24 protein-coding genes are annotated in these 26425 nt (G+C 66.8%); 12 read left to right on the forward strand and 12 right to left on the reverse strand.

Annotated features, from left to right (window positions below; all coding sequences use genetic code 11):
• Window positions 1-32: 32 nt before the first annotated feature.
• The 8 genes from IM543_04040 to IM543_04075 all read right to left on the reverse strand — a co-directional run bounded on the left by IM543_04040 (window position 33) and on the right by IM543_04075 (window position 6815).
• Complete coding sequence (locus IM543_04040) at window positions 33-545, reverse strand: hypothetical protein (GenBank protein QOY96514.1); 513 nt, start codon at window positions 543-545, stop codon at window positions 33-35.
• A gap of 17 nt (window positions 546-562) precedes the next feature.
• The gene (locus tag IM543_04045; GenBank protein QOY95075.1) at window positions 563-1162 is read right to left on the reverse strand and encodes an RNA polymerase sigma factor; all 600 of its coding nucleotides are present in this window, start codon (window positions 1160-1162) and stop codon (window positions 563-565) included.
• Between the two features lie 236 nt (window positions 1163-1398).
• Window positions 1399-1842, reverse strand: a complete 444-nt coding sequence (locus IM543_04050) for a thioesterase family protein (protein ID QOY95076.1) — start codon at window positions 1840-1842, stop codon at window positions 1399-1401.
• Between the two features lie 15 nt (window positions 1843-1857).
• The gene (locus tag IM543_04055) at window positions 1858-3312 is read right to left on the reverse strand and encodes a PQQ-dependent sugar dehydrogenase (GenBank protein ID QOY95077.1); all 1455 of its coding nucleotides are present in this window, start codon (window positions 3310-3312) and stop codon (window positions 1858-1860) included.
• A 132-nt stretch (window positions 3313-3444) separates the two neighbouring features.
• A complete protein-coding gene (locus IM543_04060) occupies window positions 3445-4761 on the reverse strand; it encodes a M20/M25/M40 family metallo-hydrolase (GenBank protein QOY95078.1) in 1317 nt (438 codons plus the stop codon).
• Between the two features lie 386 nt (window positions 4762-5147).
• Window positions 5148-5456, reverse strand: a complete 309-nt coding sequence (locus tag IM543_04065; protein QOY95079.1) for a hypothetical protein — start codon at window positions 5454-5456, stop codon at window positions 5148-5150.
• Window positions 5453-6271: a hypothetical protein gene (locus IM543_04070; GenBank protein ID QOY95080.1), complete on the reverse strand. Its 819-nt coding sequence runs from the start codon at window positions 6269-6271 to the stop codon at window positions 5453-5455. The genes IM543_04065 and IM543_04070 overlap by 4 nt, the downstream gene beginning before the upstream one ends.
• Before the next feature lie 4 nt (window positions 6272-6275).
• The gene (locus IM543_04075) at window positions 6276-6815 is read right to left on the reverse strand and encodes a DUF882 domain-containing protein (protein ID QOY95081.1); all 540 of its coding nucleotides are present in this window, start codon (window positions 6813-6815) and stop codon (window positions 6276-6278) included.
• Between the two features lie 136 nt (window positions 6816-6951).
• Here IM543_04075 and IM543_04080 point away from each other — a divergent pair, with 136 nt between their 5' ends.
• The gene (locus IM543_04080; protein QOY95082.1) at window positions 6952-8112 is read left to right on the forward strand and encodes a PQQ-dependent sugar dehydrogenase; all 1161 of its coding nucleotides are present in this window, start codon (window positions 6952-6954) and stop codon (window positions 8110-8112) included.
• A 250-nt stretch (window positions 8113-8362) separates the two neighbouring features.
• Here IM543_04080 and IM543_04085 read toward each other — a convergent pair whose 3' ends face one another.
• Complete coding sequence (locus IM543_04085; GenBank protein QOY95083.1) at window positions 8363-9433, reverse strand: beta-lactamase family protein; 1071 nt, start codon at window positions 9431-9433, stop codon at window positions 8363-8365.
• Window positions 9434-9531: 98 nt separating this feature from the next.
• On the opposite strand from IM543_04085, the gene IM543_04090 reads away from it, so the two are divergent.
• Complete coding sequence (locus IM543_04090) at window positions 9532-10116, forward strand: isochorismatase family protein (protein QOY95084.1); 585 nt, start codon at window positions 9532-9534, stop codon at window positions 10114-10116.
• Window positions 10117-10305: 189 nt separating this feature from the next.
• Here the strand turns inward: IM543_04090 and IM543_04095 are convergent, their stop codons facing one another.
• Window positions 10306-11292, reverse strand: a complete 987-nt coding sequence (locus IM543_04095) for an LLM class flavin-dependent oxidoreductase (GenBank protein ID QOY95085.1) — start codon at window positions 11290-11292, stop codon at window positions 10306-10308.
• Between the two features lie 246 nt (window positions 11293-11538).
• On the opposite strand from IM543_04095, the gene IM543_04100 reads away from it, so the two are divergent.
• Complete coding sequence (locus tag IM543_04100; GenBank protein QOY96515.1) at window positions 11539-12726, forward strand: beta-lactamase family protein; 1188 nt, start codon at window positions 11539-11541, stop codon at window positions 12724-12726.
• A 135-nt stretch (window positions 12727-12861) separates the two neighbouring features.
• A complete protein-coding gene (locus IM543_04105; protein QOY95086.1) occupies window positions 12862-13599 on the forward strand; it encodes a hypothetical protein in 738 nt (245 codons plus the stop codon).
• Window positions 13600-13720: 121 nt separating this feature from the next.
• Here IM543_04105 and IM543_04110 read toward each other — a convergent pair whose 3' ends face one another.
• Window positions 13721-15322, reverse strand: coding sequence for an FAD-dependent oxidoreductase (locus IM543_04110; GenBank protein ID QOY95087.1), 1602 nt, complete (start codon window positions 15320-15322; stop codon window positions 13721-13723).
• A 233-nt stretch (window positions 15323-15555) separates the two neighbouring features.
• On the opposite strand from IM543_04110, the gene IM543_04115 reads away from it, so the two are divergent.
• Window positions 15556-16926: an HD domain-containing protein gene (locus tag IM543_04115; protein ID QOY95088.1), complete on the forward strand. Its 1371-nt coding sequence runs from the start codon at window positions 15556-15558 to the stop codon at window positions 16924-16926.
• A gap of 22 nt (window positions 16927-16948) precedes the next feature.
• On the opposite strand, the gene IM543_04120 is transcribed toward IM543_04115, so the two are convergent.
• Entirely contained in the window at window positions 16949-17599 is a 651-nt protein-coding gene (locus IM543_04120) for a PEP-CTERM sorting domain-containing protein (GenBank protein ID QOY95089.1), read from the reverse strand.
• 390 nt (window positions 17600-17989) lie between these two features.
• On the opposite strand from IM543_04120, the gene IM543_04125 reads away from it, so the two are divergent.
• The 7 genes from IM543_04125 to IM543_04155 all read left to right on the forward strand — a co-directional run bounded on the left by IM543_04125 (window position 17990) and on the right by IM543_04155 (window position 26390).
• Entirely contained in the window at window positions 17990-18535 is a 546-nt protein-coding gene (locus tag IM543_04125; protein QOY95090.1) for a DUF2058 domain-containing protein, read from the forward strand.
• A gap of 133 nt (window positions 18536-18668) precedes the next feature.
• Entirely contained in the window at window positions 18669-19631 is a 963-nt protein-coding gene (locus IM543_04130; protein ID QOY96516.1) for a MerR family transcriptional regulator, read from the forward strand.
• 183 nt (window positions 19632-19814) lie between these two features.
• On the forward strand, window positions 19815-20024 hold the full coding sequence (locus IM543_04135) for a DUF2945 domain-containing protein (protein QOY95091.1): 210 nt from the start codon (window positions 19815-19817) through the stop codon (window positions 20022-20024).
• A 158-nt stretch (window positions 20025-20182) separates the two neighbouring features.
• Window positions 20183-22438, forward strand: a complete 2256-nt coding sequence (locus tag IM543_04140) for a trehalose-6-phosphate synthase (GenBank protein QOY95092.1) — start codon at window positions 20183-20185, stop codon at window positions 22436-22438.
• Entirely contained in the window at window positions 22435-23229 is a 795-nt protein-coding gene (gene otsB / locus IM543_04145; GenBank protein QOY95093.1) for a trehalose-phosphatase, read from the forward strand. The genes IM543_04140 and otsB overlap by 4 nt, the downstream gene beginning before the upstream one ends.
• Window positions 23226-25052 (forward strand): glycoside hydrolase family 15 protein, encoded by a 1827-nt coding sequence (locus IM543_04150; GenBank protein QOY95094.1) that lies wholly within the window; start codon window positions 23226-23228, stop codon window positions 25050-25052. Before otsB ends, IM543_04150 begins: the two co-directional genes overlap by 4 nt.
• Window positions 25053-25253: 201 nt before the next feature.
• Window positions 25254-26390, forward strand: a complete 1137-nt coding sequence (locus IM543_04155) for a toxic anion resistance protein (protein ID QOY95095.1) — start codon at window positions 25254-25256, stop codon at window positions 26388-26390.
• Window positions 26391-26425 lie beyond the last annotated feature (35 nt).

The following is a 26425-nucleotide window of genomic DNA, read 5'->3' on the forward strand; positions in this document are numbered from 1 at the left end:
CGTGGCTTCCTCTTGTGGGTGGATGGCATGTGCTAATTGATGGAACTGAGCCGCACGGCGAGCGGCTGGCCGTCGGCGGCGACGAGCATTTCGGCGCGCACGGTGTCGGCGGCGTTGTCCGGGCTGACCGGTACGCCGAGCGGCGCCAGCGTGGTGCGCGGCACCTCGGCCTCGACCAGCCGCGCATCGGGTTCGGCTTCGATGCGCTCGAGCGAATCGAGGGCGACGAAGGCGCCGCCCCTGTCGATGGCGACCAGCGGCTGGCTGCGCACGCTGACGGTTTCGTGCGGCGCCTGCGCCAGCAGCAGCACCACCGCCGTCAGCGAGCACAGGGCGCCGGCGGTGCCCCATTGCGGCAGGCTCAGGGCGTGGTACCAGCGGCGCCTGGGTGCGCAGTGCCGCTGGAATGCCTGCAGCAGTTCCTTCTCGACGCAGCGCGGCGCATCGATGCCGGCCAGTTCGCCGCGCAGCGCCGCGAAGGCAGCATCGAGCCCGTCATCGGCCTGGTCGTTCGTATCCCTGAAATGCGTGTCCCCGGGTTTCATGTCCATGTCGTACTCCATCAATGCGTGTGGCACGCCGGCGAATGCGCCTGCAGGCGCCTGGCCAGGGCCGCCCTGCCGCGCGACAGGCGCGAGCGGACGGTACCGATGTCGACCTGGCAGATCGCCGCGATCTCCTGGTACGACAGCTCGTGCAGTTCAAACAGGATGACCGCGTCGCGATAGTGGGCCGGCAGCAGTGCCAGCGCGCGCCGCACTTCCTCGGCCGCCTCGTGGCCGAGCAGGCGGGCGAGCGGCTCGGCGCCGTCGGCGGCCACGTCGAGCTCCAGCGCCCCATCCTCGTCCGGCTCCGGCAGCGCCACCTGGCGCTGGCGTGCCTGTTCCAGCTTCAGGATCAGCTTGCGCGCCACCCCGAACAGGAAGTGCTGCAGCTGGCCGCGCAGCGGATCGAAGCCGAAGCGCTGCGTCAGCAGGCCCATGAAGGTTTCCTGCACCACGTCCGCCGCCATCTCCGGCGCACCGCAGCGCATCAGGACGTAGCGGTAGAGTGGGCCCTGGTGGCGCCGGTACAGCGCCGTGAAGGCCTCGGCCCGCCCGGCATGGCTCTGGCGCAGCAGTTCGTGGTCGGCGGTATCGGCGGGGGCGGTCATGGTCGTCATCTTTACCTCTATTCCGATGACGGAAGTGAAAAGTTCCAGCTATTTTTCGAAAATTGCGGAGGGTCGCCGTTCGAGACGGTGTGCGGGGTGGTGGGGACGGCAGTGCGGGGTGAAGCACAACAGGCGGGGAGTGCGCGCACGGGCGGCTACGCCGGCGTGCGCGGCGGGCAGGGGCGGTGGACGTGGCAGGCGTCGCCGGACGGGTTGCATCCGGCGTTGCGTGTTGCGTGCCCGGCTCAGTCGATCCAGTTGACGCGGTCGAACTTGCCGCGGAATTCTTCCGGCATCATGACGACCTGGCTGGTCTTGTAGTTGAAGAAGACGAAGCCCGATTTGGCCATGGCGATCAGCGTGCGGTCGCGCGGGCGGCTGATGCGGAAGATGATGTCGCCGCCGTACTTGTTGAAGTCCATGACCCCCACCTCGAACAGCAACTGGTCGCGCGCATGCGCCTCGGCCCGGTAGGTGGTCGCCAGGTCGGTGACGATGATGCCGGTGCCGTCGCGCTCGGTTTCGGCCACGCCGAACTCGAACAGGAAGCGCGCCCGCGCCTCGGAGATCATCGAGATCATCGAATCGTTGCCGAGGTGGTTGGCGGCATTGATGTCGGTGACGCGTACCGACATCGGGGTGGAATAATAGAACTGGTCTTCGGGGAAGTTAAGTTGTAAGCGTGCCATTTCTCTATTCTAAACTCAGGGAGTCGATCTTCCAATTTTATAGACGATGCCGCGCGCGGTCATGAGATACAACTCGCCCTGGCCATCCTGTCCGAAGGAGACCACGTTGCCGATGTCGCCGGTGTTCCAGTCGCGCTGCTCCGCGACGCCGCCGGGGACGGCGAGGAAGCTTTTCAGGAAGCCGCGGCAGTAATCCGAATAGAAGTAGCGTCCGGCAAGCTCCGGGATCGCGCTGCCGCGGTAGACGTAGCCGCCCGTGATCGAGCAGCCATTGGCGTCGTTGCCGCCATGCTCGTATTCGAAGGCGGGCAGGGTCAGCCCGGTCCGGTCGCAGGCGGCGGCGTCGTAGCACAGCGTGCCTTCCATCGTGTTCCAGCCATAGTCGAGTCCTGCCGCGCCGGCGGCGACGATATTGATCTCTTCGCGCAGGTCCTGGCCGACGTCGCTCAGGTAGAGCTGGCTGCCGTCGAAGGCGAAGCGCCATGGGTTGCGCAGGCCCGCCGCCCAGATCTCGGCGCGTCGGCCGGCCTGGCCGGCATAGGGATTGCCGACCGGGATGGCGTAGGCTTGCGTGGCGCTGGCGTTGCCCACGTCGATACGCAGCAGCTTGCCCAGCAGGGAGTCCAGGTTCCGGGCATTCCTGTTCGGGTCGCCCGCGCCGCCGCCGTCGCCGGTGCCGAGATAGAGCTTGCCGTCCGGGCCGAAGGCAAGCTGGCCGCCGAAGTGGTTGCTGAAGCCGGGATGCGGGATGCGCAGGATGACCAGGCTCGAGGTCGGGTCGGCCAGGTCGGGATTGGCGCCGGCGGTGAAGCGCTCGATGACGATGTTCTGCTGCAGGTCGGTGTAATAGAGGTAGAAGTAGCCGTTGCGCGTGAACTGGGGATCGAAGGCCATCGACAGCAGGCCGCCTTCGCCGCCGGTGAAGACGCGACCGCCGATGTCGAGGAAGGGGATCGCCAGGGTAGCGCCGTTCTGGACGATGCGGATGCGTCCCGCCCGTTCGAGCACGAATAGGCGCGGATCGCCGGGCGGGGCGGTGAGATAGGTCGGGTTGTCGAGATTGGCGACGACCTCGCGCAGCGCGATGCCGACAGCCGCGCCGCCATAGGCCACGGTGGCGGTGGTGGTCGCGCCCGCACTGACGACGGCCTGTTGCGTGCCGGGGGACGGTATGTAGGTGACGCCGGCGGCGGTGACCGGCGCCGCCACGACGCTGTAGCTGCCCGGCGCCAGGCCGGACAGCGTTCGTGGCCCGGTCAGGTCTTGTAGGTAATTGCCAGGACCGCTCACCCGCAGCGCGGCGTCGACGCCTGCCGGCAGGCCGCCGGCGACGACGTCCAGCGTGCCGGTGGTGGCGGCAGGCGGCGTCGGGCCCTGGGTGCCGGGGCTGCCTCCGCCACCGCCGCAGGCCGCCAGGAACAGGGCGACAAAGACCGGCAACAGGCACTGCAATCGGGTCCACGCACGCATGACAGCCTCCGGGATTTCCTGTATTGGCCAACACATCGGCCTGGCCATTTTGCCAGCAATTGCGGGCTTTGCCATCGCATTCCGGTCAAGCGTGCGGGGCCCGGCGCACCAGGCCGGACGCCGTTCGCCGGTTCATGGCGCCTGGCGTGTCAGGCGGTACATCAGCAGGGCGGCCCGGATCGCGGAACGTTCCAGCGAAGTGAGGTCCACGTGCTCGTTCGGCGAATGGGCCGCGCCGCCGCTGGCGCCCAGGCCGTCGAGGCTGTCGATGATGGGCGCCACGAACTGGATGTCGCCGGCCCCGCGCGCCGTCGGCGGCACCGTACCCACCGGCCCCATGCCGGCGTCAAGGCTGGCCTGCGAATACAGGTCGAGCAGCTTCAGGTTGCCGGGCGTGACCGCCATCGGCGGATAGGAATCGCGGAAGCGGATGCTGGCGCCGGCGCCCGGCAGGCTTTGCGCGACGATCTCGCGCATGCGCGCGTGGGCGCGGTCGCGCTGGGCATAGTCGAGGTAGCGCAGGTCGCCGCGCACGGTGACCGTGTTGGCGATGATGTTGGTCTTGCCGGTAACCGAGCCCTGCGCGCTGGCGTCGTCGAAGGCGACCTCGGTGCCGCCCAGGATCACCCCCGGATTGAAGGTCAGGCCCGGCTCGACCACCTGCTGGCGGAAGCCGTCGAGGATGCGCGCGGCCTCGTACACGGCGCCGTAGCCGCCCGGTCCGAACACCCGCGACGAGTGGCCCTGCCGTCCGGTGACGTCGAGGTCGAAGAAGGCGGTGGCGCGGCGTCCGACCGTGGCCATGGCCTGGCCGTCCGGCCCGGTGACCGAGCCTTCGAAACTGAGCGCCACGTCGCTGCGTTTGGCCAGCGCGATCATGTCGCGGCGCGAGATGTCGCGCGGGTGGCCGGCTTCTTCTTCGTCGCCCGTGAACACGACGGTGATGGTGGCGTCGTCGAGCGCGCCCGCGCGGTGCAGTGCGCGCAGGGCGGCGATCGCGACCACGTTCCCGCCTTTCATGTCGGCCACTCCCTGGCCGCGCGCCGTGGTTTCGCTGTCGCGTTCCCACAGCGGCGCCGGGTCGTCCTGCTCGAACACCGTGTCGAGGTGGCCGAGCAGGAGCAGGCGCCGGCCCTTGCCCTGCGGGCCCATGCGGTTGGCCACCAGGTGGCCGGCGCGGCCCATCTCGCGCGGCATGTCGATCCAGACGGTCTTGAAGCCGAGCGCCTCCAGCTCCTTGCGGAACACGTCGCCCACGGCGCGCACGCCCGCCAGGTTGAGGGTGCCGCTATTGATGCGCGCGCTGCGCTCGAGCAGCTCGATGGCGTCGGGTTGCCAGGCCTTGACCTCGTCGGCAATGCGCTGTTCCAGCGGGGACAGTCCCTGGGCTTGCACGGCCGTGGCGAGCAGGCTTGTCAGTACGAGCGAGAGGGCGAGCTTGCGTGGCATGTCGAATCCTGAGCAATGAAGATGCGCAACTTTACTACGTCAAAAAGTATGGAACAAATCCTGCGCTTGCTAACGGAACAAGCTGCGCCGTACACTGGGCCGTATCGAGTGTCCGCCGGCGCCTCGCGGCGTGCCGGATGGCTTGGCCGAATCGCCGCGTCAACCCGGGAGAAAACGTGAGAATCAGGAAGAACAACAAGCTCGCAGCTCGCCTGCTGATTGCATCCGGCTGCGCATTTTTCGTCACTGCCGCAATGATGCGCCAGCCTGCCTTTGCGGGGACTGGCTGCGCGCTGGTCGCGGTCGGCGCAGCGGTAGGACGGAAGAAGACCGCCAACTAGCGTCCGTCTCGGCGGCGAGCCGCGCCGGCGCCAGGGCAAGGGCGTTCAGGGCCGGTCGGGTGCGCGGGTGCGCGTCTTGGTGACGACGCCCGACGGATTGATGAGCACGACGAACTCGGCGAAGCGCCCCGCGCCGGCCGGCGACTGATACACCCAGGCTTCGTAGCCGCTGTCGAACACGACGCCTTTCGTCGGGCCGAAGGCGGCCAGCAACTGCGCCCTGGTGGTCGTGCCCGGCACCACGGTCTGCTGCAGGCGCTCGGCCGGCACCTGCGTCCCCGGCGGTGCGGCCGTGGTGGCGCAGCCGGCCAGCAGCAGGGTGGCGAACCAGGCGCTGAACAGGGCCGGCCTCATGGCGCATCTTCCATGGTCTCGAACTCCACCAGCGTATCGTCCGGCCAGGAGCTGTCCCAGATCGGCGCATAGAAGGTGCGGTCGAGCATGACCTGGCAGTCGCAGTACTGCAGGTCGGCCCTGGTCTGTTCGCCGCCGGCGTACAGCATGCTGAAGGGAAGCGTGTCGACCCGCGCATCTGGCCCGCTGCCGGCACGCAGGCGCACCGCGAAGATCGGGCGCTCGGCGAAGAACAGGTAATTGCCGTTCGGGCTGTTGCACACCTGCTCGGGCGTGGTCAAGGCATCCGCGATCCAGCCGAACAGGGGTGAACTGTTGGACACCAGCCCGGCCTCGACGCCGACCAGGCACTCCAGGCGCAGGTCGCCCAGGCGGCGGGTACCGGGCGGCAGGCCGGGGGTGACGATCTGCGCGCGCCAGGTCATGCTGCTGGTCTTGCGGTTGGCGACCACGGCGGCGTCCTCGCGTAATGCGGCGTCGATGCGCGGCAGGACGAAACTGTTGTCCGGCGCCACCGGCACCGGGATGCTGAGGCTGTCGCCCGCGATGCGCAGCGTGATCCCGCTCATATCCACGGCCGGCATTCGCGGAAGCAGCCGAAAGCGCAGCGCCGCCTCCGGCGCCAGGGCATGCGCACGCGCGAAGCGTTCCATCCCCTTGATCATTTTTCGGTAGGATTTGTCGACCGGGTCGCGCGTGGATTGCACCTTGACGGTCGCGGGCTGGCCGGCGCTTTGCGCGTGGGCGGCCCGGTGCCCGGCCAGCGATGACACGATCGCCAGGCTGAGGATGACGCGGACGGGAAGCCGCGCCATGGTCTTACCAGTAACGGACGCGCCCGGTGTCCATATGGACGAACTGCGAGCTGTGGTAGTAGCCGACGCCGCCGCCCTTGAGGGACATGGCCGCCTTGTGCAGCATCTTCAGGTCCTTGCCCGGCAGGCGGATGTCGATCGCCTTCGCGTCCATGTGCAGGCTATGCCTGGCGACGCCGCCGCTGGCGGCGCGCAGCTTGGCGTTCGACTCGGGCGAACGGTAGCCGGAAATGATGTGCAGTTCGTGCTTGTTGTCCAGCTTGTGGTTGAGCTGGGTGAGCAGAAGCAGCAGTTCGGGGTCCATCTCTGCCACCTTGTTGTTGCGGTGGTCGCGCAGCACCTTGTTGATGTCCTTCAGGCCGTCCTGGATGAACTCGCCCTCGGCCCAGAAGGTGGTGTTCACCTTTTCGCCCGTGTGCGTGTTGTACAGGCGCAGGGTGCGCTCGCCGGGTGCGGCTTGTGCTGTTTTGGCAAGGGCTGGGATGCTGAGGGAGGGAGCTGCAAGGAGGAGGGAAGACTTCAGGAATGCTCGGCGTGGCATCATCGGATGGGATCCTTTTGGCGGGTTCGCTGAAGGGTCAATTCTACGCCTCCTGTGTTAAATGTGCAGAGAAAATGCAGGAAAATACGCTAAAAAGCGCTTATTGTTAATCATTTGATCAATCCCGGGAGATATTTTCATGACTTATCAAGGTATTGCCGCGTTCGTTGCCACCTTGCTCACGTTCTCCAGCATGCCTGCATCCGCGCAGGCACTGGAGCCGACCGGCGAGCCGCCCGCCGCCAAGGGCTGGAAACGCGAGACCGTGGTCGACGGCTTGCCGCAGCCCTGGGCCATGGCCTGGCTGGCCGACGGCCGCATGCTGGTTACCGGCAAGAAGGGCACGCTGCATCTGGTAGACGGCAAGCGCGTCCAGGACATTGCGCTGGAAGGACTGCCTGCGCTGTTTACGGGCGGGCAGGGCGGCCTGCTGGACATCGCCGTCCATCCTGCGGACAAGGGCCCGAACCCGCGCATCTACATGACCATGGCCGGCGGCACCGAGGATGCGAATCGCACGGTGCTGGTGCGGGGCGTCTTCGACGGCAAGCGCGTGCATGGCATCAAGACCCTGTTCACGGCCTCGCCCTCGAAGAGCGGCGGCCAGCACTTCGGCTCGCGCATCGTGTTCCTGAAGGACGGCACGCTCCTGATGAGCATCGGCGACGGCGGCAATCCGCCGGCACGCGTGGGCCACATGCTGGCGCGCGAGCAGGCCCAGAACCTCAAGAGCCACAATGGGTCGATCCTGCATCTCACCGCCGAGGGCAAGCCGGCGCCGGGCAACCCGCTGGCGGGGCAGCAGGGGGCCTTGCCGGAGCTGTGGAGCATCGGCCACCGCAACATCCAGGGCATGGCCGTCGATCCGCAGGGGCGCGTCTGGGCCAGCGAACACGGTCCGCGCGGCGGCGACGAGATCAACCTGATCGAAGGCGGCAACAACTATGGCTGGCCGCTGCAAAGCTACGGCCTGGACTACAAGACCCGCGAGCCGGTCGGCAGGCGGGTGGTGCCGGGCATGGTGCAGCCGGTGCTCGCGTGGACGCCGTCGACCGGCGCATCGGGCCTGACCTGGTACACCGGTTCTGCATTCCCGGCCTGGCGCGGCAGCCTGTTCTCGGGCGGGCTGGCGACCGAGGACATCCGCCGCGTGGCCTTCGATGCCCAGGGCAGGGTGGCGGCGCAGGAGCGGCTCGACATCGGCAAGCGGGTGCGCGACGTGCGCCAGGGGCCGGATGGCCACCTGTATGCGATTACCGACGAAAAGCGGGGCCGCCTGCTGCGGATCGTGCCGCAGTGAGCTGCCGGATTCACGCGGATCTGTAATAAGAAAAGCTGCTGGGATGCCGGCATCGGCACGACAAGGCGTTGCAGGAGCCGGTGCGCGAGTACCGCGACATCGCGGGCGTCCAGCCGGCCAGCCCGCAAGCTGACGGGAAGCGCTCTTGCAGGGTGGACGGCGTTGCCGCCCGCGCGTTCAGGCAGCCGATGACACGCCGCAGCTTCCATGCAAATGTGACGTGAACGCGCGGTCGGCAGAGCCGACCACCCTACATATCCTTGAAGAGCGCGCTTGCAATCTTCGCCTGCTCCGACTGCGGCATGTCGGTGTTGTTCAGCAGGACCACGACCTGGCCATCCGCCGGGTCGTAGGCGAGCAGGGTCTTGTAGGCCCCGATGGCGCCCGTTTCCCATGCCAGGGAGCGGGCGCCTTGTTTCGTGGCGACGCTTTTCATTTTCCCGCCCAGCGCGTAGTCTTCCGACGGCACCACCACGGTGGACAGGGTCTTGCGGGCCTGGTCCGACAGCAGTTTGCCGAAGTAGACGGTATCGGCGATCTTCACCAGGTCGCCGGCCGTGCTGTACAGCGTGCCGCTGGCGGCGATCATCGGCGGGACCGGCGAAGTCAGGCGCAGGCCTTGCGCGTTGTACGCGACCGCCATGCCGACTTCGTCTTCGTAGCCGGTGGCGGCGAAACTGGTGTCGCGCACGCCGCTCGGCGCCAACACCAGCTCTTCCACCGTTTCGGTAAAGGGTTCTTTCCTGGCGCGCTCGACGACCGCCGCCACCAGGATCCAGTTCGTGTACGAGTAATCCCATTGCTCGCCCGGGGCGGCGCTCGGCGTACCCGCACCGAAGCGCAGGGCCGCTTCCACCGGGCCGATCTCGAGCTTCTGGACCGCCTCCCGGTCCTTTTTCATGGCCTCGGCCAGGCCGTTCGGGATGCCGCTGCGGTTCGACATCAGCTGGCGCAGCGTGACCGCGCCGTTCGCCGCCGGCAGCTCCGGCAGGTAGCGTGCAATCGGCGCGTCCAGCTCGAGCGTGCCCATGTCGGCCAGGCGCAGCACCGTCACGGCGGTGATCCACTTGGTGATCGAGCCGACCAGGAAGCGCGTGTCCCTGGTGACGGGCTGCTTTTCCTCGCGCAGCGCCAGGCCGCTGGCATGGACCACCAGCGGCGAGCGCAGGTCCTTGCGCACGGCCGCGACCCCGCTATAGTCCTTGGGCAGGTGCCGCTCGATGAGTGGACCCGTGCTCAGCCTGGCGATGGCGGCGCAGCCGGGCAGCAGGGGGGCGGTCGCGGCGAGCGCGGAAAGACGGATGAACTGGCGACGTTGCATGCTTGCTCCAGAAAGAATCGTTCAGCCCATTGTAGCCGTGTGCGCCAAAGCCGACGCGAATCGTGAATACTGCAGGCATACCGCAGCGGGAGAATGCCATGACCGAACACACCCTGAACCTGGCGCGCACGGCGCTGGTGCTGATCGACCTGCAGAACAGCAACGTACAGCGCGCGCTGGCGCCCTATACCGCCGAGCAGGCGGTCGGCAATTGCGTGCTGCTGGCGCAGGAAATGCGCAATCGCGGGGCAATGGTCGTGTACGTGCGGGTGCTGGTGGGCGAACTGCCGGCGCCGCTGGCCGATGCGCCGATGCGCCCGTCCGGCGCGCCGCCCTACGACGCCTCGGAGCTGGCGGACATGGCTGGCGTCGACGCCGCCGATGTCGTGGTCACCAAGCGCCAGTGGGGCGCCTTCTACGGCACCGAGCTCGACCAGTTGCTGCGCCGGCGCCACATCGACACGCTGGTGCTGGGAGGCATTGCGACCAACTTCGGCGTCGAATCGACGGCGCGCGCCGCCTTCGACCGCAACTATGGCCTGCTGTTCGCCGAGGATGCGATGACCAGCATGGACGCCGAGGCGCACCATTTTGCCTGCAAGAACATCTTTCCGCGCATGGGCCGGGTGCGCTCGACCCGGGCGCTGATCGATTTGCTGCAGGCGGGTACCGGCGACGCCTGAACCGCCGCCTTCGTAGGGTGGGCGGCTCCGCCGATATGCGGGAGCAGCCTGCGCCACGTGCGCCGCCCACGCGTTCAAGCGCAGGTCGGGCAGGCAGAGCGGCTATTCATGCGCTGCCTGAACGCGTGGGCGGCTCCCAAGTAGGCGGGCGGATCCGCTTGCCCGATACAGCCGCCCACCCTACGGGCATCAGCCTTGCCGGTTGATCTCGGCCGTGATCTCGTAGGCGCGCAGGCGCGCCGCGTGGTCGAAGACCTGCGAGGTGATCATCAGTTCGTCCGGCCTGGTGCGCGCGATGAAGCTGCGCAGCTGGCTTTCCACCGTGGCCGGCGAACCGATCGCGGTGCAGGACAGGACGCTGTCGAGCATCATGCGTTCGGCCGTCCCCAGGCTCTCCAGGTAGCCCGGCACGGGCGGCTGCAGCTTGCTCGGGCGGCCGCTGCGCAGGTTCACGAAGGCTTGCTGCATCGAGGTCGCCAGCACCTGGGCCTCGGCGTCGGTGTCGGCCGCGAACACGTTAAAGCCCAGCATCACGTAAGGCTGGTCGAGCTGCTTCGACGGGCGGAAGCTTGAGCGGTAGAGCTCGATCGCCTGCATCATCATCTGCGGCGCGAAGTGCGAGGCAAACGCGTAGGGCAGGCCCAGCACCGCCGCCAGCTGGGCGCCGAACAGGCTCGATCCGAGGATCCACAGCGGCACCTCCAGGCCCGCACCCGGCACCGCGGTGACGGTCCGGCGCGGCGAACCGGCGAAATAATCCATCAGCTCGACGACGTCCTGCGGGAATGCGTCGGCATCCGAGGCCAGGTTGCGGCGCAGCGCGCGCGCGGTGGTGTGGTCGGAACCGGGCGCGCGGCCCAGGCCGAGGTCGATGCGTCCCGGAAACAGCGAGGCGAGCGTGCCGAACTGCTCGGCGATGACCAGCGGCGAATGGTTCGGCAGCATGATGCCGCCGGCGCCGACCCGGATCGTGCTGGTGCCGGCCGCCACATGGCCGATCAGGACCGCGGTTGCCGCACTGGCGATGCCGGGCATGCCGTGGTGTTCGGCCAGCCAGAAGCGCCGGTAGCCCCAGCGCTCGCCGTGCTGGGCGAGGTCGAGTGAGCGTTGGAAAGAAGTTGCAGCATCGCTGCCTTCGGTGATGGGCGCGAGGTCGAGTATGGAGAATGGAATCATCCATTCATGATACGCCGATGCGTTTTTTCGCGTGCGCGGCGGCCTTGAATTGTCCTCACGATACGCATGCGTAAAGATTGACCCGTGGCGGCCCCGTCCTTATGATCGGACCGACCATTCAGCCATCCATCCTTCCTGTCCATGACCAGCATCCCGACCTCGCCATGCCGCCTTCCCCTTCTCGCCACGCTGTGCACCGCCCTGTTGGCGACCGGCTGCGCGCAGTTGCCGGGGCCGGGCGGCGCCATGCGTGCTGAAGCACCGCAGTTCGCCCGTTTCGACGCCACGCGGCTGGCCGACATCGACCGCGCCATCCTGGACAATGTCGCGGCGCGCAAGCTGCCCGGCGCCGTGTTCCACCTCGAGCGCGCGGGCGCGGTCTACGAGAAGGCGTATGGACGCTTTACCTATGACGAGGGGGCGACGGCGGTAACGCCGGACACCGTGTTCGATGCCGCCTCGCTGTCCAAGGTGCTGTCCACCGCGCCCTCGGTGCTGCTGCTGGCCGAGGACGGCAAGCTCGACCTGGAGGCGCCGCTGGTGCGCTACTTCCCGGAGTGCGCGGGCGGCGGCAAGGAAGCGATCACGGTGCGCCAGCTGCTGACCCATTCGTCCGGACTGCCGGCGGGCCTGCCCGCCAGGCCGGCCTGGGAAGGCAAGGAGGCGGCGCACGTGCTGGCCTGTTCCCAGACCGTGACGCACCCGCCGGGGAGCTTGTTCCGCTACTCGGACATCAACTACATCCTGCTCGGCCAGCTGGTCGAGCGCGTGTCCGGCATGCCGCTGGAGCGCTTCGCGCAGCAGCGCATTTTTGGCCCGCTCGGCATGCGGGACACCGGCTACCTGCCCCTGGCGCGCATGACGGCCGCGCGCATCGCGCCAACCCAGCGCGGGGCCGCGGCCACCGGCGCAGCCGACCAGGCCCTGCACGGCGACCTGGCGTCCGGCCAACTGCTGGCCGGCGTCGTGCACGACCCGACCGTGCGCCGCATGGGCGGCGTGGGCGGTTCGGCCGGCGTGTTTTCCACCGCGCGCGACGTGGCGCGCTTCGGCCGCATGCTCGTCAACAAGGGCGAGCTGGACGGCGTACGGGTCCTGAGCGAGGACAGCGTGCGCCTGCTCACCACCGTCCAGTCGCCGGCCGGGCTGGCCTTGCGCGGCATGGGCATGGACATCGACTCGCCCTATGCGCAGCGCCCGCGCGGCAGCGTGTTCCCGGTCGGCTCCTATGGACATACCGGCTTCACCGGCTGCATCCTGTGGGTCGATCCGCAGTCGCGCAGCTTCTACGTTTTCCTGTCGAACCGCGTCTATCCGGACGACAAGAGCAACGTGCTGGCGCTGTATACCCAGCTCGGCACCCTGTCGGCACAGGCGGCGGGCGTGCGGGCGACCGATGCCGCCACCGTGGCCGCTGCGCCGCCGACGCGATGATGTGACTTTTTGTTTTTGCCGGGCGGCTACCGTGCGCCTGCCTCACATCGGCTTCTCTACACTCGGAGTCCTAATTCAATATCTTATTGATATTGTTGAGTTTTTAGGCCCCCGACAATAAATGAGGAGATCGACATGAAAATGAACAAGCTACTGAAAGGCCTGCTCGGCGCTTCCGTCGCCGCTGCCATGTTCGGCGCCACCACGGTGCATGCCCAATCCTCGGACGGCACCCAGAACACCCGCGGCGCCGGTACCGGCAGTGCCGACACCCGGCAGAGCGGCAGCATGAACGATCAAAGCAGCGGCAGTTCGTCGGCCAGCGCAACCGGCAGCCCGGACCAGCAGTACAAGCAAGACAAGCAAGGCAAGAAAGACAAGTGGGACAAGAAGCGCGGCAAGATGGACGCGAGCGGATCGAGCAGCAGTGGCACGATGGGATCGGGCCACAGCGGTGCGATGGGGACGAGTGGCTCCAGCAGCATGGGCAACATGGGCAACCAGAGCGGTTCGACGGATACGAGCGGTTCCAGCAGCATGAGCGGCCAGAGCGGTTCGATGGACACCGGCAGTTCGGGTGTCGAGGCGGGCCGCACCAGCACCGGTCATTCGAGCGAGCCGGAGACCCGTCGCTCGACCAGCGGCTCGTCGGAGTGGAACGATGCGTCGGGCACCAGCGGTTCGATGGGCACCAGCGGCACCGGCACCAGCGAGTCGATGGGTACCGGCACCGGCACCATGGACGCCACTGATCGTGCCGGCACCACCGGCACCACCGGCAGCACCGGCAGCACCGGCACCACCGGTACCACCGGCACCACCGGTACCACCAGCACCACCGGCACCACCGGCACCACCGGCCGCGGCTACTGATTCGCGCCGCGCCGCGGTCGTGCCCTGATGCGGCCAGCGCGGTCGCATGCGACACCAGCCTGCGGGCTGGTGTCGTCGCTCAGGGGCGTCGCTCAGGGGCGTGGCCGAGCCCGGATGCGCATCAGCGCACGCTGCGGCCCCGCATGCCGGGGCGCGACGCGCGCGGCGGCGGCGTGTCGTCTGCCAGTTCCACCTTCTCGAGCGGGTCCGGCGCCGGCCCGTGCAGTACATTGCCCTCGATGTCGAAGCGCGAGGCGTGGCAGGGGCAGTCCCAGGAGCGCTCGGCCGAGTTCCAGTGCACCGCGCAGCCAAGGTGGGTGCATTTGGCCGATACGGCGTGCAGGCCGCCCTGGGCATCGCGGTAGACCGCGATCTTGCGCAGGCCGTCGCGCACCACCGCGCCTTCGCCGGCGGCGATTTCCTGTACCGAATCGACGTCGCCGCCGGTCAGCCATTCACCGTAGCGCGCCATGGTGTTGGCCTGTTCGTGCGCGAAGTCGGTGAACCCGTGCACCGGCTTGCGCGACGGGTCGTACAGCGCTGTCCATGGGTTGCCGCGTCCGGCGATCAGGTCGCTCACCAGCATGGCGCCGATGGTGCAGTGGGTCATGCCGTTGCCGGAGTCTCCCGTGATCAGGTAGACGTTGTCGTCGTCCATCGGATTGCGGCCGAGGTAGGCCAGGCCGTCGGATGGTTCCATCACCTCGCCCGACCAGCGGTAGGCCACCGCCCCGGCCATGGGGAAGTGCGCGCGGCTCCAGCGTTCGATCTCGTCGTAGCGGTGTTCCGGGTGATCGTCCTGGCCGGTCTTGTGGTCGGCGCCGCCCACGACCAGGATGTCGTGGTCCGCGCCGGGATCGGGGGTTTCCAGGCGCACGTAGTAGTAGGGGTCGCCCGTGTCCCATAGCAGGATGCGCGGCACCGACCCGCGCGGCACGCGCATGCCGATCACATAGGTGCGGTAGCCGGCCTGCTTGGTGTGCATCACCACCCGGTCGTTGAAGGGCGTGTGCGTGGCCAGCACCACATGGCGGGCGCGGATCTCTCCGTGGTCGGTACTGATCGTCTGCTGCGTATTGTCGCCGCGCAGACGGTGGGCATGGGTAGCGCCGTGGACGCGGCCGCCGAGGCGTTCGATCGCCTGCGCCAGTCCGGCCAGGTACTTGAGCGGATGGAACTGGGCCTGGTTCGCATAGCGCACGGCAGGGCCGCTGTCGAAGGGCAGGCCGGGCACGCGCGGCAGCAGTTCCACCGCCACCCCGGCGCGCGTGGCGCTGTGGTATTCCTTGCGCAGGTCGCGCGAGGCGTTGCCGGGCAGGGCATACAGGTAGCCGTCGAGGCGCTCGAATTCGCAGTCGATGTGTTCGGTGGACTTGATCTCGCCCGCGATCGATTCGACCAGGCCGATCGCACTGGCATAGCTGTCGGCCACCAGGCGCGCCCGGTCGGCGCCGAACTTGTCCTCGATGTAGGTGTACCACTCGTCCGGCGGAAACAGGTGCGCCGTGGTGCGGCCGGTTTCGCCGGCGCCGATGCCGAGCGCGTCGATCACCGTGACCTCGAGACCTTCCTTTGCGAGCAGGTAGGCGGTGGTAAGGCCGGCAATGCCGGCGCCGATCACGCACACCTCGGTATCGAGGTCGCCGGGCAGGGGTGGACGGGAGGGGAGCTCGGCGGTGTCCATCCAGACCGAGACCGAGGCGCCGTTGGTGGAAGCAGTCATGTCGCATCCTTTCTGTGCAAGGGCGCCGCAAGAAGGAAGGGACAGGGCGGCGCGTGTCCATCGAAGCCTGGACAGTCTACTGTGGCCTGCAAAAGGCCGGAGCACGATGGCGCCGGCTTGCTGTGGCGCCGATATCGCATTGGTCGACAGAACCGTCAATATCTGGTGGCAAACATGTTCGCGTGGCGTAGAATCAAGAAAGATTGCTGCAGAGTATTGCCTCTAGGAACCGTATGGACCTTGCCATCCCGCCCGAAGTGCGCGCCCCCAGCGCCATGAAGCTGTCTGAACTCATCGGCGCGCTGAGCTATGCGCTCGACATCACCGAAGGCCAGCCGGCCGGACATTGCGTGCGCTGCTGCTGGATCGGCATGCATATCGGCCGTGCGGCCGGGCTGCCGGAGCAGCAGTTGTGGGAGCTGTACTACACGCTGCTGCTCAAGGACCTCGGCTGCAGCAGCAATGCCGCGCGCATCTGCGCGCTGTACCTGACCGACGACCTGCACTTCAAGCGCGACTTCAAGACGGTGGGCGACAGCCTGCCGCAGGTGCTGTCCTTCGTGCTCACCCACACCGGCCTGAAAGCCGGCCTGGCCGAGCGCTTCCGCAGCGTGATGACGATCCTGCGCGACGGCCCGGCGATCGCCCAGGACCTGATCGCGACCCGCTGCCAGCGCGGCGCCGAGATCGCGCGCCTGCTGCGTTTTCCGGTCGGCGTCGCCGCCGGCATCTTTTCGCTCGACGAGCATGTCGACGGCAGGGGCAAGCCGGACCGGCTGGTCGGCGAGGCGATTCCCGTGTACGCGCGCATCGCGCTGCTGGCCCAGGTGATCGACGTGTTCCACACGGCCTCGGGACGCGACAGCGCGCTGCGCGAAGCGCGCGGTCGCGCCGGCAGCTGGTTCGACCCGCGCCTGGTGCGCGCCTTCGAGGAAGTGGCGGCCGATCCCGGTTTCTGGCAGGTGCTGGCCTCGCCCGGCGTCGATGCCGCCGTGGCCGCGCTGGAACCGGGCGCACACGCGGTGACGCTGGATGACGATTACCTGGACGACATCGCCATGGCCTTCGGCCAGGTGGTGGACGCCAAGAGCCCGTACACCAGCGGGCATAGCGCGCGGGTGGCGCTGTACACCGACATGATCGCCGAAACGCTCGGGCTGCCGGCGCAGCGCCGGCGCTGGCTCAGGCGCGGCGCGCTGCTGCACGATGTGGGCAAGCTCGGGGTCAGCAACAGCGTGCTGGACAAGGCAGGTGCGCTCGATCGTGATGAATGGGAAGCGGTGCGGCTGCATGCCGCCTATACCGAGACCATCCTGGGACGGATCGATGCGTTTGCGGAACTGGCGCTGATTGCCGGCGCCCACCACGAGCGCCTCGACGGCAGCGGCTACCCGCGGGGGCTGAGCGGGGAGGCGATCGGCATCGAGACCCGCATCATCACCACCGCGGACATTTTCGATGCGATCACGGCCGAGCGCCCCTACCGCGGCGCGATTCCGGTGGAACAGGCGCTCGGCATGATGGAAAAGACCGTCGGCAGCGCGCTCGACCCGGCCTGCTTCACGGCCCTGAAGGACGCACTGGCGCGCGTACCCTTGCCGTAGGCCGCGCGAGGCGGCCGCCGGATCAGCGGCGGCGCGCCGCGGCCAGGCCCGCCATGCCGAGGCCGAAGATCAGCAGGGTGGCCGGTTCCGGCACGCCCGACGGCGGTGCGCGCAGGGTATCGATGCGCAGGGTATCGAGGCCCACGTAGTTGGCGCGTGCTTCTTCGCCGGCATGGACGAAACCGAGGCGCGCGAACATGCCTGCCATCGGATCGATGGTCAGGGTGAACTCGGTCCAGCCGTCCTGCGGGGCGGTGACCGTCATCGACTTGATGAAGGCGCCCGTGTCCGGCGCGCCGTTGGTATAGCCGTAGACCACGATATCGCTGAAGCCCGCGTCGGCGGCGCCGCGCAGCCAGAAGCTGGCGACAGCGCCGTTATCGAGCGAGAACACGGGCGTGAACAGGCGGTCGTCGAGCTCTCCGCCCGGCGCCGCGCTTTCGAAGCTCGAGGCGATATAGGCGTCCGGAGCGCCCTCATGGGCCTCGAACACCGCCGGGTTGCCCTGCACCCAGCCTGGCGCCACGCCCGGCGGTTGGCTTTGGTTATCGAAAATCCAGCCCTGGCCCGGCAGGGCGCTGACGTCGTCGAAATCTTCCGCCAGCAGGACCGCTGCCTGTGCCCAGCCCATCGAGGACACCAAAGTCAGGGCAAGCATCCACTTCTTGATCATGTTTCGCCTCCGTGCGTTGAATTGAAAGAGTATGCATCCTGGGTAATGCCAACTACCATCCGCCTCTCATCAAATGCATAAAAGCACGGATCATGCCAGAAAGATAAACCATTGATTTTGCTTATAAATAGCCTATTTGCTATTAGAAAAGATTATAAATATGTAAAAGTATTCGACAGCGACGGGGCGCTCGTGTTTACGGCCGGCGCCGATGCGCCAGCCTGGCCGTCGCGGGTGGCGGCCGCAGCCCGCCTGCCTCGGACCTCGTCGGTCGCGCGCAGGCAGGAAAGGCGGAAAGATGATCTTCCCTTGCTTGCCCGGTTTGCTATGCTAGCGGCTTCGCTGTCGGCGCCGTGCCGCCGGCCACCCATGTAAGTAAGGAGCACAACGATGGTCTCGCTGCAGGAACAGTTGCTGAAAGCCGGCCTGGTGGACAAGAAGAAGGTTCAGAAGGTCAACCAGGACAAGAGCAAGCAGAAAAAAATCGAGCGCCGCACCGGCGCCGAAACGGTGAACGAGTCGCGCGAGGCTGCGCTGGAATTGCAACGCAAGAATGCCGAGCGGGCACGCGAACTGAATGCGCAGCGCGACGCCGCCGCCGCCCAGCAGGCGGTCAAGGCGCAGATCGCCCAGCTGGTGGAGCAGAATCGCCAGCCGCGCAGCAAGAACGGCAAAGGCGACATCGCCTATCACTTTACGCATGGCAGCAAGATCGAGCGTATCTATGTGTCCGGGCAGGTGCAGCAGCACCTGGTGGCGGGGCGGCTGGTGATCGTGTTCCTGAAAGGGAACTATGAGCTGGTGCCGAAGGTCATCGGCGAGAAGATCGCCGAGCGCGACCCGGAAAGCGTCATCCAGGTCAGGCAGGCCAGCACGGCAGTCGATGAGGACGACCCGTATGCCGACTTCAAGATCCCGGACGACTTCACCTGGTAAGCGCCCGGCATGCATCTGAATCGATATTGAACTGCTATCTTTGACGATTTTGAGTTACACTTGGCATGTCTCGCAATTGTAGCGGGAAGCTCATCATGTAATTGGTTCAAGGGCGGGTCATATGAACGACAGAATGGATGAACAGCGGGTCGAGAGCCGCGAAGTCACCTACCGGAGCGGGGTTGCCGCGCGTCTTGCCGGCTTGCCCGTGGAGACCTTGCGGGTCTGGGAGCGGCGCTATGCGCTGTCGGACACCCAGCGCTCGGCGCACGGCCAGCGGCTTTACACGGCCGAGCAGGTGCGTCGCCTGGGCTTGCTCAAGCAACTGGTCGACCTGGGGCACCCGATCGGCGTCCTCACCGGCCTGCCGGTCGAGCGCCTGGAAGAAATGATTGCGCCGAACACGGCGCGCGTGGCCGACGTCAGCGGACCGATGCGGGCGCTGGTGGTGGGCGACAGCCTGGTGCGCCGCATCGCTGCCAGCGGGCGCGACGGTCGTGCGCTGCAGGTGCAAGGCCACTGCGCCCGGATCGACCAGGTAGCGTCGCTCGCGGACAGCGGGGCGCTGGACGTGCTGCTGATCGAAGCCTCGGAACTCGACGAGGCCGCGGTGGCGCAGATCGCGGCGGCGCGCGACATCACGCGGCCGGTGGCGACCGTGGTGCTGTACCGCTTCTGCGGCAGCGCCACGATCCGCGCGCTGCGCTCCCAGGGCTGCCTGGTTGCGCGGGTGCCGGCCGAGATCGGCGAGCTGGTACTGCTGTGCCGGTCCGCGCTGGCGGGGCAGGGCCTGCCCGCGTCCGAGCCGGCCGGCGAACCGGTGGCGCCGCGCCGCTTCGACGACCAGGCGCTGGCCGCCATCACGGCGGCCGGCAACCGCCTGTCCTGCGAATGCCCGCGCCACCTGTCCGAGATCCTGATGATGGTCGGCAGCTTCGAGCGCTACAGCGCCCAGTGCGCCGCGCGCAACCAGGAAGATGCGCGCCTGCACCGCGAGCTCGAGCTGGCCTCGGGGCGCGCACGCATGGTGCTGGAAACGGCGATGGAAAGGCTGGCGCTGGCGGAAGGCTTGCCGATGCCTGGCAAGCCCGGCTGATTTCTTTCGATCGCTGACGGAATCCGATGAAAGGGCCTGGTGCATGCCGGGCCCGTTTTCCTTGTGGCGTGCGGAGGGGCGAATCGATCCGTGTTCCAATACAGATCGCGGTTCATGCTTGTCCTGATGCGGTGCACTTTCAGGACGGGCCGGCCTTTTACCTTCCCCTTCGAGGAGTCCGATATGGCAGACGCGTTCAAACCCGGCGACAAGGTGCAGTGGCAATCGTCGCAAGGAACGGTGCACGGCACCATCAAGAAGAAGCTGACTGCGCCAACCGAGATCAAGGGCCACCACGTGGCGGCCTCGCGCGCGCATCCCGAGTACCTGGTGGTCAGCGACAAGACCGGCGCCGAGGCGGCGCACAAGCCCGAGGCGCTCAAGAAGGCCTGACGCCGGGAGCGGCGGCGCCCATCCTGCACCCACTGCCGGCGCAGGCTGTCCGAGACGGCTGGCAGCCCAGGTCCCCAATTTGATACAATTACAACAATGTAATTTTTACAAGCTTATCATCAAGCGCTTGGTGGTATTACCGGTCAATAAGGGACAATATGCGCTTAAGATCGCTTCATCTTTCACTACGCTTCATCGTTCCCCTGGCGTGCGTGCTGGCCTTGATCGGCTACTTCGCCCTCCCCTGGATCGAAAGCACGACCGTGCGCTGGTTCGTCCGCGACCTGGATGCGCGCTCCAGCCTGGTGTCGAGTACATTGCAGCAGCCCCTGCTCAACTACATCGAGTCGAATGCGGACGAGCAAATCGATGACATGTTCAACCGTGCCATCCAGGACGAACGCCTGTATGCGATCGGTTTCTGCGGTCCTGATGGCAAGTTGTCCCACAAGACCGTTACCTACCCCAATGCCTTGGGCTGCTGGCAGGGCGCGGACAGCGCAGCGGCGCGCAATCCCGTGCTGTATCTGCCGCAGGGAGCGGTCCACGTTTCCGCCAAGGAACTGACCCGGGACGGCAATCGTGCCGGTCGCCTGATCCTGGTCCAGGACATGCGCTTCATCGAACTGCGCGGTTCAGATGCCAAGCGATACATCGTGGGACTGTTTGTACTGGTTGCATGTGTCGTGTCGATCATCACGATACTGATCGCACAGCTCAGCTGGCACGGCTGGGTAAGGGGTGTTCGGGAAATGATGCGTGGTGAACTGTGGCCCAAATCGCCGCGCCTGGCGTCGCCGGAGTTGGCGCCGCTGGCAAGCGACCTGCGCTCGATGCTGCAGGAATACCAGCGCGATTTGCAAGGGAGTAATGTCGAGGCGAGTACATGGGATGCGGAAACGCTCAAGTCCTTGCTGAATCAAGACCTGGCCGGCGACGAAATCCTGGTGGTGTCGAACCGGGAGCCCTACATTCATGTGAACACACCCGACGGGGTCAGGGTGCAGCGTCCCGCCAGCGGCCTGGTGACCGCCGTGGAGGCGGTGATGCGCGCCTGTTCCGGCACCTGGATCGCGCACGGCGCCGGGTCGGCCGACCGCGTCACGGTGGACGCCAACGACCACGTCCGCGTCCCGCCCGAGAACCCGAGCTACACGCTGCGCCGCGTCTGGCTGTCGAAGAAAGAGGAGCAGGGCTACTACTACGGCTTTGCCAACGAAGGCTTGTGGCCCTTGTGCCATATCGCCCACGTGCGGCCGGTGTTCCGCTCGTCGGACTGGGATGAATACGTCAAGGTCAACCAGCGTTTTGCCGACGCCGTGATCAGCGAGGCGCATTCCGACAACCCGGTCGTGCTGGTGCAGGACTATCACTTCGCCCTGCTGCCGCGAATGGTACGCGCGGTGCTGCCGAAGGCGACCATCATCACCTTCTGGCACATCCCGTGGCCGAACCCCGAATCCTTCGGTATCTGCCCGTGGCGCGAAGAAATCCTCGACGGCATGCTGGGCAGCACGATCCTGGGCTTCCACACGCCATTTCACAGAAAGAATTTCCTCGATACCGTGGACCGCTACCTGGAGACGCGCATCGAGGACGAGGCATCGACCATCAGCTATGGCAACCAGCTGACCCAGGTCAAGCCTTATCCGATCTCGATCGCCTGGCCGGAGCCGCCCCCGGACGAGCAGGATATCGATGCCTGCCGCGCCGAAGTCCGGCGGGCGCTGGGTGTGCCGGCGGACCGCTTGCTGGGGATCGGTGTCGACCGCCTCGACTATACCAAGGGCATCATCGAACGCTTCCAGGCGGTCGAACGCCTGCTCGAGCTGTATCCGGAGATGATCGGGAAGTTCACCTTCGTGCAGATCGCGGCGCCGACCCGTTCCTCGCTCGACGAGTACCAGAGTTTCGAGGCAAGCGTGCAGGCGCTGGTCAAACGCATCAATGAGCGCTTTGCCAACGATGCTTACCTGCCGATCATCCTGAAGGCCGAGCATCATGAACAGAAAGCCCTGCGTTCTTATTTCCGCGCAGCCGAGGTGTGCAGCGTGACCAGCCTGCACGACGGCATGAACCTGGTGGCCAAGGAGTTCATTGCCGCCCGAGACGACGAGCAGGGGGTGCTGATCCTGAGCCGGTTCACCGGCGCGGCGCGCGAGCTGCATGAAGCGCTGATCGTCAATCCCTACCATATCGAAGAGGGGGCGGAGGCGCTGTACCGGGCGCTGCACATGCCGGCCGGCGAGCAGCGCGAACGGATGCGCAGCATGCGCCGTCGGGTGCGCGACTTCAACGTCTACCGCTGGGCCGGCCGCATGCTGCAGGATGCCGCCCGCCTGCGCCAGCGCGAGCGCGTGAAATCGCGCATCATCTCGCTCAGCCAGGACCGGGCACGCAAGGGGCGGGCATGAGCGATACCGAGCGTAAGCCGACCGGGCGCGGCCCGACCGATGATGCGGCGCTGGCACTGCTGGCCGCGCACGAAGGCGCGCTGTTCCTCGATTTCGACGGCACCCTGGTCGACATCGCGCCGCTGCCGAGCCAGGTGATCGTGCCGCCTGCGCTGCTCGCCGCGCTGGGCGTCCTGCAGCTGCGGCTCGGCGGCAGGCTGGCCGTCATTTCCGGGCGTCCGATCGCCGAGCTCGACAGTTTGCTGGCGCCGCTCGTGCTGCCGGCCGCCGGCGTGCATGGCATGGAGCGGCGCGGCGCCGACGGCGTGCTGCGGCGCCTGCCGCCGCCCGACTTCACGCGCGTGCGCGCACAGGCTCAGGAACTGGCCGCCCGCCATCCCGGCCTGTGGGTCGAGGAAAAGCATGGCGCGCTGGCCTTGCATTGCCGCCAGGCACCGGATTTGTATGACTTGTGCAGCGCGCAGCTCGGGGCCGCGGTCCAGGAGGGCGCCGGCCTGGTCCTGATGGAGGGCAAAATGATCATCGAGGTCAAGGCTGCGGGCGTCAGCAAGGGTACGGCGATCCGCGACTTCCTTGACGAAGCCCCGTTCCGCGGCCACCGGCCGCTGTTTGTCGGCGACGATACAACCGACGAGGCGGGCTTCGATTACGTGCAGAGCACCGACGGGATCGGCCTCAAGGTGGGACCGGGTCCGAGTGCGGCCCGGTGCCGCATCGCGTCGGCGGAGGCCTTGCGCACGGCATTGGCGCAGGTGGCCGCCACGCCAACCATAGGAAAGGACACACGATGATTGATGTTTCGCAAAAGCCAGCATCGCCCGGGCTGCATGAAGCGCCAGGATCCCTCGATTGCGGCGTCATCGGCAATTGCGCTTTCAGCGCCATGATCGACCGCATGGGCAGGATGGTGTGGTGCTGCCTGCCGCGTTTCGACGGCGACCCGGTTTTCAACGCCTTGCTCGATCCGAGCGAGAACGGCAGCTTGTGGAGCATCGAGGTCGAGGACTTCGCGCGCAGCGAGCAGGTCTATGAACCGAATACGGCGGTGCTGCGTACGCGCCTGTACGACAGCGCCGGCGAGGGCATCGAGATCACCGACTTCGCGCCGCGCTTCCTGAGCCGCGACCGGATGTTCCGCCCCCTGATGCTGGTGCGTCGGGTCCGGCCGCTCGGCACTGGCGTGCGCATCCGGGTCAAGCTGCGGCCCCGCTTCGAATGGGGCGCGCGCCGCCCCGAGATCACGCAGGGCAGCCACCACATCCGCTATGTCGGTGCGACGCAGACCTTGCGCCTGAATACCGATGCATCGCTCAGCTATGTACTGGCCGAATCGTTCTTCCTGCTCGATCGCCCGATGAATTTCATGCTGGGACCGGACGAGACGCTGGCCGACGGGATCGAGGAGACCGCGCACCGTTTTGAGAAGGACACCATCGGCTACTGGCGTACCTGGTCGCGCCGGCTGGCCCTGCCGCTCGAATGGCAGGATGTCGTGATCCGGGCGGCGATCACGCTCAAACTGTCCTTGTTCGAAGACACCGGCGCCATCATCGCCGCCATGACCACCAGCATCCCGGAAGCGCCAGGCAGCGAGCGCAACTGGGATTACCGCTACTGCTGGCTGCGCGACGCCTTCTTCGTGATCCGGGCGCTCAACAGCCTGTCGGAAGTCGGGACCATGGAGGATTACCTGCGCTGGCTGCACAATGTGGTGGCGCGCGCCAAGGGCGGCCACATCCAGCCCCTGTACGGCATCGGACTCGAGGAGCATCTGCCCGAATCGATCGTCGACCATTTGCCCGGCTATCGCAATACCAAGCCGGTGCGGGTCGGCAACCAGGCGCAGGAGCATTTCCAGCACGATGTGTACGGCAATATCGTGCTCGGCGCGGCGCAGGCATTTTTCGATCACCGCCTGTTCCGTCGCGCCGGGCATGCCGAGTTCCGGCAACTCGAGGCAGTGGGCGAACAGGCCTTCCGCCTGCATGCCGAGCCGGATGCCGGCATGTGGGAGCTGCGCACGCGGGCACGGGTGCATACCTCGTCGGTGCTGATGAATTGGGCCGCATGCGACCGCCTGGCCAAGATCGCCGCCGAGCTGGAATTGCCTGATCGCGCCACGCTGTGGGCCGAGCGTGCCGAGCTGATCCGCAACCGCCTGCTGAAGGAAGCCTGGAGCGAAGAGCGCCAGGCCTTCGCCGAAAGCCTGGGTGGCCGTGACCTGGACGCCAGCGTCCTCCTGATGGCGGAAATCAATTTCATCGATCCGAAAGACCCGCGCTTCGTCGCCACCGTCGATGCGCTGGAACGCTCGCTGTGCGATGGCCCCTACATGCGCCGCTACGAGGCGCCGGATGATTTCGGCAAACCGGAGACCGCCTTCAATATCTGTACCTTCTGGCGCATCGACGCGCTGGCGCGGATCGGGAGGGTGGACGAAGCGCGTGCCGTGTTCGAGGCCATGCTCGCGGCGCGCAATCATCTGGGCCTGCTGTCCGAGGATACCCATCCGGTCACCGGCGAGATGTGGGGGAATTTCCCGCAGACCTATTCGATGGTGGGCTTGATCAATTGTGCGATGCGCCTCTCGGCCTCGTGGAACAGCGTGGTCTGAAGGCTGGTCCGCAAGGCTGAGCCGGCAACAAGAACGCCAAGCCGCAGGGCTTGGCGTTTTTTCTTGGCGCGCGCTATCCACGCTGCATGGTGCGATGGCACGGCCGGCACGAAGTGGCCAGGACCATGAATGGATGCTCACCCAGCCGGATTATCCGGTGATAAGCTAATCATGTTGTCAATTCCAACCTGAAGGAATCCCATGAAACCGCTGTTCTCCTCCGACGAAGAAGCCCAGGCCGCATCCCCGGTGCCGGCAACGCCTGCGCCGGCGTTCCCGCCCTTGCTGGAGCCGGCCGGCACGCAGGACATGCTGCCGGCCTCGCGTCCGGAGGCCGGCACGGCCCCGCTGGTCCGTGTCGATATTTCCGGTATCGACGACAAGGCCATCGAATCCCTGGGCGGCTCGACCGGCGCCGGGGTGGCGAAGGTCTCGGCCAAGCTGCTCGGCACCGTGCGTGCGTCCGATGCGGACGTGTTCGGCACGCAGCTGAACGAACTGATCGCCACCTCCAAGGGCCTGGACCCGGCCAAGCTGCGTTCCGGCGGCCTGCTGTCGCGCGTGACGAACATGTTCGGCTCGGTGAAGGAAAAGATGCTGTCGCAGTACCAGGTGGTCGAATCGCGCATGGACACCCTGGTGGGGGAGATGACGCGCCATGCGACCGTGCACAGGAACCGCATCCAGGATTTCGACGAAATGTACAAGGGCCTCGAAATGTACTATCAAGGCCTGGATGCCGACGTCAAGAAGGGCGAAGCCTGGGCCGACAAGCTCCGGCAGGCAGTGGCGCAGCAGGCTGCGCCGGCCAATGCCTTCGAGGCGCAGCAGGCGACTGAGCTCAAGCGCCGTCTCGAGCGGCTCGAAAAGCGCATCGACGACCTGAAGCGCGCCATGCTGATGGCCACGCAAATGGTGCCGCAGATCCGCCTGTCGCAGGACAATGCGCGCGCGCTGACCGACACCTTCACCGATATCGTCAACGTGTCGATTCCGGCCTGGCGCAACGTGTTCTCGCTGTATCTGCTGCAACTGGAAGCCAAGCAGAGCGCGGCGGTCGCCAACGCCGCCTACGACGCCACCGACGCGGCGTTCCGCGCCCAGGCCGACATGCTGCTGGAAAATACCGAGACCGTGGCCCGCGTCAAGCAGCGTTCCCTGGTCAGCCTGGAAACCGCCCAGCACGTCCAGGCGCAGCTGGTGACCGCGTTCGACAAGCTCGAGCAGATCTCGAACGAAGGCCAGCAGCGCCGCAAGGACGAGCTGCCGAAACTGCAGGAGCTGGAGCGCGAACTGATTGCGCGCTTCTCCGCGAATGGGTCGCCGGCTGCGGCATAATCAGGCAACAATACCGTTTTCACCATGGAAGGAGA

The organism is Massilia sp. UMI-21 (assembly GCA_015277795.1).
Taxonomy (GTDB): Bacteria; Pseudomonadota; Gammaproteobacteria; order Burkholderiales; family Burkholderiaceae_D; genus Telluria.